At 59.6% G+C, this 13,497-nt stretch carries 11 protein-coding genes and 1 pseudogene; 9 read left to right on the top strand and 3 right to left on the bottom strand.

What is annotated here, in order from left to right:
- The first annotated feature begins 53 nt into the window (after nucleotides 1–53).
- Complete coding sequence (locus FW796_RS20765) at nucleotides 54–842, top strand: APH(3') family aminoglycoside O-phosphotransferase (protein ID WP_346632833.1); 789 nt, start codon at nucleotides 54–56, stop codon at nucleotides 840–842.
- Between the two features lie 68 nt (nucleotides 843–910).
- A pseudogene (locus tag FW796_RS20760) lies at nucleotides 911–1,226 on the top strand (transposase); the annotation flags it as partial.
- A 103-nt stretch (nucleotides 1,227–1,329) separates the two neighbouring features.
- Here FW796_RS20760 and FW796_RS20755 read toward each other — a convergent pair.
- Nucleotides 1,330–2,943, bottom strand: a complete 1,614-nt coding sequence (locus tag FW796_RS20755; protein WP_446439930.1) for a carbohydrate porin — start codon at nucleotides 2,941–2,943, stop codon at nucleotides 1,330–1,332.
- 207 nt (nucleotides 2,944–3,150) lie between these two features.
- Here FW796_RS20755 and FW796_RS20750 point away from each other — a divergent pair, with 207 nt between their 5' ends.
- The 4 genes from FW796_RS20750 (at nucleotide 3,151) to FW796_RS20735 (ending at nucleotide 7,637) form a co-directional block, all read left to right on the top strand.
- Entirely contained in the window at nucleotides 3,151–4,440 is a 1,290-nt protein-coding gene (locus tag FW796_RS20750; protein WP_346632835.1) for an MFS transporter, read from the top strand.
- Nucleotides 4,441–4,453: 13 nt separating this feature from the next.
- The gene (locus FW796_RS20745; RefSeq protein ID WP_446439929.1) at nucleotides 4,454–5,929 is read left to right on the top strand and encodes a glycoside hydrolase family 32 protein; all 1,476 of its coding nucleotides are present in this window, start codon (nucleotides 4,454–4,456) and stop codon (nucleotides 5,927–5,929) included.
- A gap of 102 nt (nucleotides 5,930–6,031) precedes the next feature.
- Nucleotides 6,032–7,030 (top strand): LacI family DNA-binding transcriptional regulator, encoded by a 999-nt coding sequence (locus FW796_RS20740; RefSeq protein ID WP_346632837.1) that lies wholly within the window; start codon nucleotides 6,032–6,034, stop codon nucleotides 7,028–7,030.
- A 235-nt stretch (nucleotides 7,031–7,265) separates the two neighbouring features.
- Nucleotides 7,266–7,637, top strand: coding sequence for a DUF4156 domain-containing protein (locus tag FW796_RS20735; protein WP_346632838.1), 372 nt, complete (start codon nucleotides 7,266–7,268; stop codon nucleotides 7,635–7,637).
- A 25-nt stretch (nucleotides 7,638–7,662) separates the two neighbouring features.
- On the opposite strand, the gene FW796_RS20730 is transcribed toward FW796_RS20735, so the two are convergent.
- Nucleotides 7,663–8,052 (bottom strand): MerR family transcriptional regulator, encoded by a 390-nt coding sequence (locus FW796_RS20730; protein ID WP_346632839.1) that lies wholly within the window; start codon nucleotides 8,050–8,052, stop codon nucleotides 7,663–7,665.
- Nucleotides 8,053–8,125: 73 nt separating this feature from the next.
- On the opposite strand from FW796_RS20730, the gene FW796_RS20725 reads away from it, so the two are divergent.
- Nucleotides 8,126–9,196: an SDR family oxidoreductase gene (locus FW796_RS20725; RefSeq protein WP_346632840.1), complete on the top strand. Its 1,071-nt coding sequence runs from the start codon at nucleotides 8,126–8,128 to the stop codon at nucleotides 9,194–9,196.
- Nucleotides 9,197–9,365: 169 nt separating this feature from the next.
- On the opposite strand, the gene FW796_RS20720 is transcribed toward FW796_RS20725, so the two are convergent.
- A complete protein-coding gene (locus FW796_RS20720; protein WP_060839124.1) occupies nucleotides 9,366–10,280 on the bottom strand; it encodes a LysR family transcriptional regulator in 915 nt (304 codons plus the stop codon).
- Nucleotides 10,281–10,549: 269 nt separating this feature from the next.
- Here FW796_RS20720 and FW796_RS20715 point away from each other — a divergent pair, with 269 nt between their 5' ends.
- Complete coding sequence (locus tag FW796_RS20715; RefSeq protein ID WP_346632841.1) at nucleotides 10,550–11,572, top strand: zinc-dependent alcohol dehydrogenase family protein; 1,023 nt, start codon at nucleotides 10,550–10,552, stop codon at nucleotides 11,570–11,572.
- A 253-nt stretch (nucleotides 11,573–11,825) separates the two neighbouring features.
- Nucleotides 11,826–13,472 carry a phosphoglucomutase (alpha-D-glucose-1,6-bisphosphate-dependent) gene (gene pgm, locus FW796_RS20710; protein WP_446439928.1) on the top strand — a complete coding sequence of 549 codons (1,647 nt, stop codon included), beginning with the start codon at nucleotides 11,826–11,828 and terminating at the stop codon, nucleotides 13,470–13,472.
- Nucleotides 13,473–13,497 lie beyond the last annotated feature (25 nt).

Genomic DNA, 13,497 nt, shown 5'->3' with positions numbered 1-13,497 from the left:
GGTTCACTGTAAACCGGTCTGCGTATTCACCTTGTATCCACCGTTCCGAGTACATGTCATTGCGGACTCCTTTCGAGTTACCCGTCGCCATTGCCCAATTTATTGGTAGTAATCAACTCGTAGCCGACGAGGTGGGCGAGTCTCCCGCCAGCGTTTACGGCTTCACCCGAGGCAATGAACGTTTTTTCCTTAAAACCTGCGCAGCGGTCTATACGCCCACGACCTACAGCGTCTTACGTGAAGCTCGCGTGCTGCAATGGCTGGATGGCCGGCTGAGTGTTCCCGAGGTTGCAGTCGTTGCCGAAAGCGATGCAGGGGAGTTCATGATCACGCGTTGTGTGCCTGGAGAACCGATACAAGCACGCTGCGACGATCAGGGCGCAATGTTGGCGCTGTTGCGCGAAGCACTGCGGCAACTGCAGGCTGTGCCGATCACTAATTGCCCGTTTGACTCAAGTGTTTCGGTGCGCCTGAATGAACTGGGGTATCTCATCGCTCGCGAACTGTGTGCTGATGATGTCGACCTGGAGCAATGGCCGAGCCTCGGCACACCCAGGAAATTGCTGGCCCACCTGCACGCCACACGACCGGTCGAGGAGAAGGCGTTCAGTCATGGCGACCTATGTGACACCAATGTTTTCGTCGACGCCCATGACCAGTTGCATTTCATCGATCTGGGGCGTGGCGGTATCGCGGATCGCTGGCTGGACATTGCGTTTGCTCATCGAAACCTGCGCGAAGATGTTTCGGACAATGCAGCAAACGACCTTCTTCGGGGGCTTGGCGAGCCCGACCAGTCTGCGAAGCGTATATTTTTCGAGCAGTTGGATGAGTTGTTCTAGGTTTTGAACGAAAATCCTTGAAACACCAAAATGGGTAAAATCGCCGCCATCAACAGCAGGAGCCCCTGATAACCAAGCGATACAAACTCAGCGATTCATTTTGGGAAATGATCGAAGATCTCATCACCCAGGATAACGGGACGTCCACGACACGATGACCGACTGATGCTCAACGGCATCTTGTGGGTGCTCTGCTCAGGTGCCGCATGGCGCGATATGCCCGAACGTTTTGGCCCTTGGTCGACGGTTTATCAGCGCTTTCGCGACTGGCGAAATCGAGGCACGTTTGACCAAATGCTCAAGCGCCTGCATATCAGGCTCAACGAGCAAGGTCTGATAGCGCCAGAGCCGCTGACGGAAGCTACGACGGCCATATTGGCTACCTTGCTCGCGGTGAAACAGGACGCCCCGTGGAGGTTATGGCTGTACGGGAAGACCCGGTTGGACGCAGACGTATTGGCGAGATTAGCTATGGGCACCCGAGCCTCTAAAACCATGTTTCCATCTGTACACCTAGTTGCCAGTCGCCACCGGACTTGAAGCCCTTCTGACCGAAATCGTCTGTTGCACTGAAGTTGTCCAGGTCTCTGGACCAGTTCATGTAGGTGGCGAACAAACGCAGCTCCGGGCGAATGAAGAAATCACCGGTCTGGGCCTTGAAGGTCGGGGCGAGGGTGAGTTTCCAATAATCGCCCTTGGCCGCCTGGCGGCCATCGTAGCCCCGGGCGTCGAGGTCCATGGTCTGCCAGCTCAGTTCATATTGCATCTCGAAGTTGCTGCTCAGTTCGTTGGCCAGGCGCACGTTGAATGTCATGTAGCGATAGTCGTCGCCGGGAACATAACGATCCTTGCTCTGCTCGGCGATCAAGGCCGGGGCGATGCGCCAGTCCTGATTGAGGCGCGTATGGCCATAGAACGCCAGGCGCAATGTCCTGGCCTGGTCCAGCAAGTCGCCATCGGCACCGATGTTGTTGACCTCCGCCCCCAGGCCCTGGCCATACAGCAGCACCGCCTTGGCGTAGCCCTCATGGCCGAAGAAATCGGGCCTATGGTAGGCGAGCAGGCCATGGCCCCCACCCGTGGCGGGGCTGAAGCCGGACTTGTTCACTCGGCTCTTGCGCTCGGGTTCTGCTCTGTTCCCGGAGTCCAGGTTGGCATCGTTCTGGCCTGATGAGATGCCATTGAGCATGACCTGCCAGCGGCCCTGGTCGAAGAATTGATTCAGGGTCGCGACATAGCTGCGGATATCCTTGTTTTCCTCGGTGCCGAAGTCTCCGTAGGAGCGGCTCATCACTGATGCGTTGAGGCGCCAGTCTGGGGTCAGTTGCAGGTCGTAGATGCCGCCGCCAGTACCGGCCAGGAACACGATCCCTCTGTCGAGCCAATGCAGGTCGTAATTGTCCCGATCAAAGCGCTTGCCTGCCCATAGTGTGGTATTGCGCAGCAGCGGGCTGTCCTGGAACGAGGCCAGGTGGCTCAGTTCGGTGTAGGCCTGGCGCACATTGAGCTGGCTTTGCGCCGCGGTCCAGTCATTGGGCGTCTCCAGGCCGTCGGCGAGCATCAGCAGGTACTTGGCGCGTGTGCCGTTGTCGGCCTGGCTTTCCTTGGCGAACTTGGCCTCCATGTAGGTATCGACTTCATTGCCCAAACGGCCGACCGCACCCCCCACCGAGCCGGCAGGGGTCACATAGGGGCCGCCACGACCGGCGCCTGATCCATTGCTCATGATGCCGGAGCGGGCGTAGGCGCCAAAGGTGAAGCCATCGCTCAACCGTTCGCTCGCCTTGGCTGGAGGCGCGGTCGCCGGGGCCGCGCTTGCCAAGGCCTGCTGAGTGGCCTCTATTCGCGCTACGCGTTGGTCGAGGGCATTTTCTGCAGGCGCGGGCAGCCGGCCGACGACTTGCTGGTTGAGCAGTTGGACTTCCCGGCGCAACCGCGCCGCGTCGGCTTCGGCCGCTGAGGCACGCGCTTCGGCGGAGGAGGTCCGGGCTTCGAGCCTGGCCAGACGCTCCTCGATGCTTTGCGCGGGTGCGGCGAACAGTTGAGTGGACAGCACGAACAGAGAAAAGCCAGCCCAGGGCCGGCACACCGCAGAACGCATAGTTAACCCTCTTGTTTTTGTATTCGGGCATTGCAGACATCTTTCGAACGGCTCGCGGGCTTCAGTCGGGCAGGGACCTTCTGCGGGTCATGCAGGGCGCGTTGAGCGCCTTTTTGCAGCGGACTCCACTTGACAGCGAGGCGTTTGAAGACGCGTAATGTGTTGCGATGTTAACGTTAACCTAAATAAAAACAAGAGGGTCGTCACATGCAGATTGCCGCCAAACGCGAGTACTGGCTTATCAGTGGTTTGTTGTTTTTCTTCTTCTTCTCGTGGTCATCGAGCTATTCGCTGTTCTCTATCTGGCTGCATCGAGTCATCGGCTTGAATGGCACGGAAACCGGCTTCATTTTCGCCGCCAACGCCATTGCGGCACTGCTGGTTCAGCCCTTCTACGGCGCTCTTCAAGACCGCCTCGGGTTGTCCAAAAAACTTCTGGTATGGATCGGCATCCTGCTGTGTGCCGCAGCCCCGTTTGCAATTTATGTCTACGCCGGCCTGTTGGCGCAGAACGTGGTGCTCGGCGCGTTGGTCGGTGCGGCATTCCTGGCGCTGGCGATGCTGGCAGGCGTGGGGGTGATCGAGTCCTACACGGAGCGCTTGTCACGTCATGCAGGATTCGAGTTTGGCACCACCAGAATGTGGGGGTCGTTGGGCTGGGCCAGTGCGACAGGCGCGGTCGGCGTGGTGTTCAACATTGATCCTGACATTGCGTTTTACATGAGCAGCGTCGCCGGCGTCGTGTTCCTGGTGATCCTGTTCCGTCTGGACCTTGACCGGTTGAGCCAGCCGGCGGCCCAAGCTGACACAGCTGCCCAACCCGTGCGCCTGAACGATCTCTGGAAGTTGCTGGCCCTCCCGCGATTCTGGGCGTTCAGCCTTTACCTGACGGGGGTGTGCGGGATCTACATGATCTACGAGCAACAGTTTCCGGTGTATTTCTCCTCGTTTTTCCCGACCCCGGAGGAGGGGACCCGCGCCTATGGCTACCTGAACTCGTCTCAGGTGCTTGTCGAGGCGGTCCTGATGCTGTTTGCACCCTGGGTGGTCAGCCGCACAGGCGCCAAATACGGGCTGATCCTGGCCGGCAGCATCATGTTCGTACGCATCCTTGGCTCCGGGCTGGCAACGGAGGCCTGGGCGATCGCCGCCTGCAAGATGTTGCACGCCTTGGAGGTGCCGATCTTGCTGGTCTCGATATTCAAATACATTTCGCTCAACTTCGACTCTCGACTGTCCGCCTCGATCTACCTGGTGGGATTCCAGTTCGCCCAGCAATTGACCGCCATGCTGCTATCACCGCTGGTGGGCTACGGCTACGACCATTTCGGTTTCTCCAGCGTCTACGTGCTGATGGCCGGCCTGGTCGGCGCCTGCCTGCTGCTTTCATGGAGCTTGTTGCGCAAGGACCCTGTGCGTGACGCCTCTCAAGTCGGGGCTGGCGATTCGCGGGAACTCCCCGCCATCGCGCAATCTGCCCCTCGTTATGAACCCTAGACAGGAACCAGCCATGCACGCTGCACTGTTAGAGCAAGCGCATCGCGCTATCGAAAAAAAGCTGCCTGGGCGGGGTAATGACTATCGCCTTGCCTATCATCTCGCGCCGCCGGCAGGGTGGATGAATGACCCCAACGGTCTGGTTTATTTTCGCGGCGAGTACCATGTGTTCTACCAGCATCATCCCTATTCGGCGCAGTGGGGACCGATGCACTGGGGGCATGCCAAGAGCCGCGATCTGGTGCACTGGGAGCATCTGCCCATCGCGTTGGCGCCTGGCGAGGACTATGACCGCGACGGCTGCTTTTCAGGGTCTGCGGTGGTCGCGGACGACAGGCTGTATCTGATCTACACCGGGCATACCTGGCTGGGTGCGCCGGGTGACGAGCGGAGCATTCGTCAGGTCCAGTGCCTGGCCAGCAGCACCGATGGGGTTGCGTTCAATAAGCACGGGCCGGTGATCGATGCGGCGCCGGAGCCGGGCATCATGCATTTTCGCGACCCCAAGGTATGGCGGCGAGCAGAGCAGTGGTGGATGGCCCTTGGCGCTCGTCAAGGCGACGACCCCCAGCTCCTGCTCTATCGCTCCGACGACCTGTATCACTGGACGTACCTCAGGTGCGCACTGCAGGGGCGACGCGAGTCGGACGGCTATATGTGGGAATGTCCTGACCTGTTCGAACTGGATGGCAACGATGTGTTTCTCTATTCGCCTCAAGGCCTGAAGCCCAGCGGTTATGACAACTGGAACAAATTCCAGAACAGCTATCGGATGGGCCTGCTGGACGATCGCGGGTACTTCAGCGAGTGCGGTGAGCTGCGTGAACTGGATCATGGTCACGATTTCTATGCGGCGCAGACCTTGCTGGCGCCGGACGGGCGCCGCCTGTTGTGGGCCTGGATGGACATGTGGGAGAGCCCGATGCCGAGTCAGGCGCAACACTGGTGTGGTGCGCTGACGCTGCCTCGTGAACTGAGCCGCAATGGCGAACGGCTACGCATGCGGCCGGCCCGCGAACTGACGGCGCTACGCCAGTCACACCGGACACTGGCGATCGGCGTGGTCGAATCCGGCAGTTGCCTACTCGATGAGCGAGGTACGCTGTTGGAATTGGAACTGACCCTGGATCTGGCTGGCAGCACGGCTGAGCGTTTTGGGCTGGCGCTGCGTTGCAGTGAGGATCAGCAAGAGCGGACCCTGGTGTACTTCGATGCAATGGCGCGCCGTCTGGTGCTGGACAGGCAACACTCGGGAGCGGGTGTCAGCGGTGCGCGCAGCGTGCCGATAGCCAAGGGCCAAACCCGGATAGACTTGCGGATTTTTCTGGATCGCTCCTCCATCGAGGTGTTTGTCGATGACGGCGCCTATAGCTTGAGCAGTCGGATCTATCCTCGCTCCGACAGTCAGGCGGTCAGGGCGTTTGCGGTCAATGGCTGCGGTGGGTTTGGTGACGCGTCGGTCTGGCACCTGGCCGATCTGCGCCTCTGACCCCGGTGATTGGCTACGGTTGGCGCGGCGTCCGGTGGCGTGTTGTCATGCTTTTGCCAAGCATGACATGATGCCCGGCCATACAAGCATTGGCACCTGCGAATGGCCTCAGTTAAAGATGTCGCGCGCCTCGCAGGGGTTTCCTTCATGACCGTGTCCAGGGCGCTCAATACCCCGGAAAAGGTCAATCAGGAAACCCTGGCGAAAGTTCTGCAAGCGGTTGAGACCCTGGGTTATGTCCCCAGCCTTTCTGCCCGAAAGATCCGCGGCGGCGCCTCCCGTGGCAAGACCATTGGCGTCTTCGCGTTGGATACCGCCACTACGCCCTTCGCTGTGGAAATGCTCCTGTCCATGGAGCGCACCGCCCGGGAACACGGCTGGAATGTCTTCATCCTCAACGTGTTCGAAGTGCCGCCGAGCCAGCAGACCATCGACCTGATGCTGTCCCACCAGCCTGACGGAATCATCTTCAGCGCCATGCAGTTGCGCACCGTGGAGATCCCCACGGTGTTGCGCAGCCTGCCGCTGGTGCTGAGCAACTGCATGAGCCTGGACCCCGGGGTGGCCTGTTATGTGCCTGACGATGCAGACGGCCAGTATCAAGCGGTGCAACACGCGCTCAAACGCGGCTACCGGAGTCCGCTGTGTATCAACCTGCCGCAAACCAGTCTGGCCTGGGAGCAGCGCCAGCTGGGCTTGTGTCGCGCCCTTGTCGAGGCCGGAATATCCGTGGCCGATGTTCCTCAATACAGCCTGTCGCAGGATGACGCCTATCAGGAAACGATTGCTGTGCTGGAGGGGCAATTGCGAGAGTCGCAAGGAACGCCAGCGTTCGATCTTCTTATCTGTGGTAACGACCGTATCGCTTTGGTGGCTTACCAGTACTTGCTAAGTCGTGGTCTGCGTATTCCAAACCAAGTGGCGGTTCTGGGGTATGACAACATGATCGGTGTTGCAGAGCTGTTCTACCCGCCGCTCAGTACTGTGCAGTTGCCATATTACGAAATGGGACGACGCTCTGCCCAATACATCATTGAACGCAGGAGCGAACCCGGGATTCAGCGGGTTGAATGCCCCTTGGTTGAACGTGAGTCCTGTTAGCAAACTATGCAGGTAGATTGGCAAGTCACTAGATGGTGCTTGGTTAAGTTGCTGGTGGCGAGTCGTTGCCAGGCTCTTGATAAGACGTCTGTGAGCCAGTTTTTACATTTTTAGACCATACATTTACTGATTAATACACCTGCAGTTTGACTAAAGCTTGATACTGCGCGCCCTACCGCCCTGACAGTTTATCCCTTAAGGGCATCGCTCTCATCGTACGAAAGGAATCATGTAGATGTATCTCCCCCATACTCTCGCGGGCATTGGTCTGTGCGCGTCGCTGTTTGGCCTGATGGGGTGCGCGCCCACCTCCGTTGCCGGACCGGGCGCCAACAACGTGCGCATCACCCACAATGAACCGGGGCGAGAGTGCCAGTTCCTGGGTGATGTCACGGGTAGTCAGGGCAACTTTTTATTGGGCAGTATCACTGGTAATGCCGATCTGGAGACCGGGGCGCGCAATGACCTCAAAAACAAAGCAGCGGCAATGGGGGGTAACAGGGTTTATCTTCTCACTCAGCGTGCCGGGCAAACCGGCTCGGATAATCGATTGGAGCAAACCAACGTGACTCTTTCAGGCAATGTCTATCACTGTCCAGAGCGTTGAGTCGCTCCGGACTCTCTCTGAAAGTTCAGTTGGAAGAGTTGTTCAGTTGCTGAAGCTCTAGTTGTCTGGCGGCACTGGCTTCGAGGTTTGCACGCTCTTGATCCAGATACCGATAAATGCTTTGAAGGTTGGCGATTTTCTGTTTGATCTGCGCCATCTTCTTTTCAATTAGCTTGGCGCCGTCAGCACAATCGATCAGCTTGTTGCGCTGCGCATCCAGAATCTCGCCTATTTCTCCCAGGGAAAACCCCATGCTTTGGGCGCGCTGGATAAAGTCCAGATCCTGCAGCGTCTGTGGCGTGTAAACGCGATAGTTGTTACTTCGCCGCTGCGGTGAGATCAGGCCGATTTGCTCGTAGTAACGCAGTGTATGGCGGCTGGCGCCGCTGCGGGCCTCGAGTTCGCCGATTTTCATGAAAACACCCCTTGACTGTAGAGTTGGGTCGATAGTTTACGCTTGATTTCTTACCTTAACTAGGAGCGGAGAAATGAGCGTGGAGTGCTTTGTCACAGGGGGAACCGGCTTCATCGGTCAACATTTGGTGGCGTACCTGAGTGCAAAAGGTCACACCGTTCGGGTGTTGATGCGTCGCCCAGAGCGACTAACTGCGTTGCGGGAGCAAGTTGAAAATTTGGGAGGGAGCGCAAGCCGGGTATTTGCCGTAGCTGGCGATCTTGAACGGGACAGCCTCGGGCTGAGTCCTGCTGACCGAGAAGTGCTAAGGCACGCCAGCGTCGTATTCCACCTAGGCGCCCACTTCGCCTGGGGGCTTTCCTTGGAGCAGTCTCGTGCGGTGAACGTAGAAGGGGCAAAGCGGGTGGCGCTGTTGGCGGCTGAGCAAAACAGCCGCTTGGTGATGATCGGCGGCTACATGCTGAAAAATCATCAACATCTGCAACGCATCGGAATTGATCCTCGTTATCCGGAGCGGACAGATTGGCCAGCCGTCTACCGGCGTGTCGGTGGTTACGAGGCGAGCAAGCTGGAGGCGCATTTTGCGACCCTGGAGCTCATGTCCGCCAAGGGCGGGGAGATTACCGTTGTCCACCCCTCGACAGTGTGTGGCCACAGCCGCACGGGGCATATCCTTGACGGCCAGCCGCTGGTGGAGCTGATACGCAACCTGGTGCAGGGAAAGCTGACTGCAGTGCCCGGTACCGCCAAGCACTGGCTGCCACTGGTCACTGTGGATTACCTGGTTGAGCTGACGGCGGTGTGTGCTTTTGATCCTGCCATGGCGGGCCAGGAACTGCTGGCGCTGGATGAGCAAACGCCCAACTTGCGAGAACTCCTGGTACAGGTGGCACAGCCTTTGGGCTTAAAGCCTCCCAGGCATCACATTTCGCTTCGATTGCTGAAGTTGCTACTGAGCATTCCTCTCGTCGCGCGCTTTATGAATACCAAACCCGAAGCCTTGGACTTTATCCAGACCACTCGTTTTGACACGGCGGCGGTTGAGCAATTTGCCAACAGGCATGGATTAGCCAAGCCGGATATACGTCAGTCCGTGCAACACACGGCAAAGTTCGTCAACTCATATTACATAGCCAAGGGCTAGGTCCGCTGACTTCTCCTTTGGGGGCATCCCTTCCAAGAAGCTAGAGTTTGCCCCCACTCATGCTCCAAACATCTCTCAAACCAGCGGAATTTGACGGACGGTCAGGGAGTAAAATTATTCGGTAGGTTATTGTTTTTAAAATAATTTATTGAATTTTTTTGAGGGTCGATCAAAGACTGTCCGGATCGCCGAAGAACATCTGAATCCGCGAGCGCAACCAGCGTTCCCCCGGGTCGTTATCCTGTGAACCACGCCAGGCCATGTGCAGTTCAAAACTGCGCACCGGCAGCGGCGGGTCTTCGGCGCGTACGCCACCGGCGGCGGTCAGGGCCTCGGCGGTGTAGTCGGGCACGGTGGCGAGGATGTCGGTGCCGGCCAGCAGGGTGCTCAGGCCGTTGAACTGCGGTACGGCGAGCACTACGTGGCGTTTGCGTCCGAGCTTCTCCAGTTCTTCATCGATGAAACCGCTCAGGTCCCCGGCGAACGACACCAGGGCGTGGGGGCGGGCGCAGAAGTCGTCCAGGCTGAGGGCGCCGGGCACGGTGTCGGCACGCAGCAGTTTGGGCAGGCTGCGGCGCAGTACCTTGCGCTTGGCGTTGGCCGGCAGGTCGGCGGTGTAGCTGACGCCGATGGAAATCTCGCCGGAGGCTAGCAGCGACGGCATCAACAGGTAGTTGGCCCGACGCACCACCAGCACGATGCCTGGGGCTTCGGCCCGCAGGCGCTTGAGCAGCATCGGCAGCAGGGCGAACTCCACGTCGTCGGACAGGCCAATGCGGAACACTGTGGTGCTGGTAGCAGGGTCGAACTCGGCGGCGCGGCTGACGGCGGTGGAGATCGAGTCCAGGGCCGGTGAGAGCAGGGCGAAGATTTCCACTGCCCGGGCCGACGGCTCCATGCTGCGGCCGGTGCGTACGAAGAGCGGGTCGTCGAACAAGTTGCGCAGTCGTGACAGGGCGGCACTGATGGCCGGTTGGCCGAGAAACAGCTTCTCAGCGGCGCGAGTCACACTGCGTTCGTGCATCAGTGTTTCGAACACGATCAACAGATTCAGGTCGACACGACGCAGGTCATTACGATTCATCTGGAGTCCTGGCAGAGTCAGCGAACTTGACGGGAGCGGCCATATCGGAACAATGGCCGGCGTGAATCTTACGGGTAAAGGCTGGTACTCTGCATCGGCTAAATGTTGTTTGTTTGTAGTCAGGCTGGGGCCTGGCACGCTGTCCGCCCTGATTTTCAAGGGCACGGAATCAATGACAGACATGTCGACTATTAATAGGCACTGATAGTCTTGCTTTCAAAGCCCGGATAAAGTTCGTGGCATTAGAGGTTAATTTGACGAGGTTTGCGATGTCCCGCACGATTCGTTTTCACAAGTTTGGACCGGCCGAGGTGCTCAAATGCGAAGAGCATGCGGCCTCGTTGCCTGCGCCAGGCGAAGTGCAGGTACGAGTCGAAGCCATCGGTATCAGTTGGTACGACGTGCTCTGGCGGCAGAACCTGGCGTCGTCCCATGCGCGTCTGCCATCCGGCCTCGGGCATGAAATGGCCGGCGTGGTCACGGCTGTAGGCGAGGGCGTCGACGACCTTGCGGTCGGTGACAAGGTCGCCAGCTTTCCCGCGCAAAGCCCCAATGACTATCCGGTGTATGGCGAGCAGATCGTCCTGCCACGCTCGGCGCTGACCCGTTATCCGGATGTGCTCAGCCCTATCGAAGCCGCGGTGCACTACACGCCGCTGTTGATCGCCTATTTCGCCTACGCCGACCTGGCACGGGTCAAGCCCGGGCAATTCGCCTTGGTCACCGATGCCAGCCACTGTGCCGGCCCGTCTTTTGTGCAGTTGGGCAAGGCCCTGGGTGTGCGGGTGATTGCCGCTACCAAGACCGCTGAAGAGCGTGAGTACCTGCTGTCCCTCGGTGCCGAGAAGGTGATTGTCACCGAAGAGCAGGACCTGCTGATGCAGATCAACAAGCTCACCGACAATCGCGGGGTCGATGTGGTGTTCGACGGCCTGGGCGGTCCACAGATGTCGATGCTCGGTGATGTCCTGGCACCTCGCGGCAGCCTGGTGCTGTACGGCCTGCAAGGCGGCAACCAGACTCCGTTCCCGGCCTGCGCGGCGTTCCAGAAGAACATCCAGTTCTTTGTTCACTGCATCGGCAACTTCACCGGTAAGCCGGAGCTGGGGATCATTCAGGATCAGGTGGCGTTGCAGCGTGCGCTGCGCGACATCAACCAGTTGACTGCGGATCGAGTGCTGATGCCCTTGAAGACCCGGGTCTTCCCCTTCAGCGAGTTTGTCGAGGCGCACCGTTACATGGACGAGTGTCCATGTCGCGAACGGGTTGCGCTGCAGGTCGAACCGGCCTGATTCCCCAACGCCAGGCCAAGCCTGGCGTTTTTGCATCTGGCCAGTAGGAACCGGCTTGTCGGCGAAGAGGTCGCCAAGCCATGCGCTGCTCATGCAGACGCCTTCGCTGGCAAGCCAGCTCCTACACCAGCCAACTCCTGCATGAGTCAGCTCGAAAAGGCGCTGTTGTGCCGGGATAGATTTCATCGCGCCGTGGTCAAACTGCCAGTAAACTGCGCTCCATTCCCGAACCATCCTTTTTCAGAGGTTTTGCATGACTCTCAGTCCTTTTGCGGGCAAGCCGGCACCCGTTGAGTTGCTGGTCGATATCCCGCGACTGGTTACGGCGTATTACACCGGTCAACCCGATGCATCGGTGTCCACCCAGCGAGTGGCTTTTGGTACCTCCGGGCACCGCGGCAGCTCGTTCGATCTGAGTTTCAATGAGTGGCATGTCCTGGCCATCAGCCAGGCAATCTGCCTGTACCGCGAAGCCCAGGGCATCACTGGCCCGCTGTTCGTTGGCATCGATACCCACGCCCTGTCGACCCCAGCCGGGGCCAGTGCCCTGGAAGTCCTGGCGGCCAACGGCGTGACCGTGATGATTGCTGCCGGTGACGAGTACACCCCGACCCCGGCGGTGTCCCATGCCATCCTCTGCTACAACCGCGGCCGCACCTCGGGCCTGGCGGACGGGATCGTCATCACCCCGTCCCACAACCCGCCACAAAGCGGCGGCTACAAGTACAACCCCACCAATGGCGGCCCGGCCGACACCCACATCACCAAGTGGATCGAAGCCAAGGCCAACGAACTGCTGGCGGCCAAGCTCGCCGGGGTCAAGCGCATCAGCTACGAGCAAGCGCTGAAGGCCGACACCACCCATCACCACGACTACCTCAACACCTATGTCGCCGACCTGATCAACGTCATCGACCTGGATGCGATCCGCAACGCCAAGCTGCGCCTGGGCGTGGACCCACTGGGTGGAGCAGGGGTGCGCTACTGGTCGGCGATCGCCGAGCACTACCGCCTCGACCTGGAAGTGGTGAACAAGCAGGTGGACGCCACCTTCCGTTTCATGTCGGTGGACTGGGACGGGCAGATTCGCATGGACCCATCCTCCAGCTACGCCATGCAAGGGCTGATCGGCCTGAAAGAGCGCTTTGACGTGGCCTTCGCCTGCGACCCCGATCACGATCGTCACGGCATCGTGACCCCAAGCGGCGGCCTGCTGGCACCTAACAACTACCTGGCGGTGTCCATCGACTATCTGTTCCAGAACCGTCCGCAATGGCGGGCCGATGCCGCCGTGGGCAAGACCGTGGTCAGCAGTGGCTTGATCGATCGGGTGGCGGCGCGCCTGGGCCGACGCCTGTACGAAGTGCCGGTGGGCTTCAAATGGTTTGCCGATGGCCTGTTTGACGGTTCCCTGGGCTTTGGCGGCGAAGAAAGTGCCGGTGCTTCCTTCCTGCGCAAGGACGGCGGCGTCTGGTGCACCGACAAGGACGGCCTGATCCCGGCGCTGTTGGCTGCTGAAATGACTGCCCGCACCGGCCGCGATCCGAGCCAGGCTTACCGCGCGCTGTGCGACGAGCTGGGCGAACCGTTCTCGGTACGGGTCGACGCCAAGGCCAATCCGCAGCAGAAGGCCTTGCTCAGCAAGCTTTCGCCGCAACAAGTGACCTCGACCCAATTGGCCGGCGAGCCGATCCAGCAGATCCTCAGCCAGGCCCCGGGTAACGACCAGGCCATCGGCGGCCTGAAAGTCATGACTGAGAACGGCTGGTTCGCCGCACGTCCGTCCGGCACCGAGGACATCTACAAGATCTACGCTGAAAGCTTCATCGGTGACGACCACCTCAAGCAACTGGTGCAGGAAGCCCAGACCCTGGTGGACGCCGCCATCAGCGGCAACTGATCCGCGTAGCCGGCGGGCCGGCGAA

It is taken from the genome of Pseudomonas sp. 910_21, from assembly GCF_052850735.1.
The sequence above is the reverse complement of the archived record's forward strand: the minus strand, read 5'-3'. Positions and strand labels throughout refer to the sequence as shown.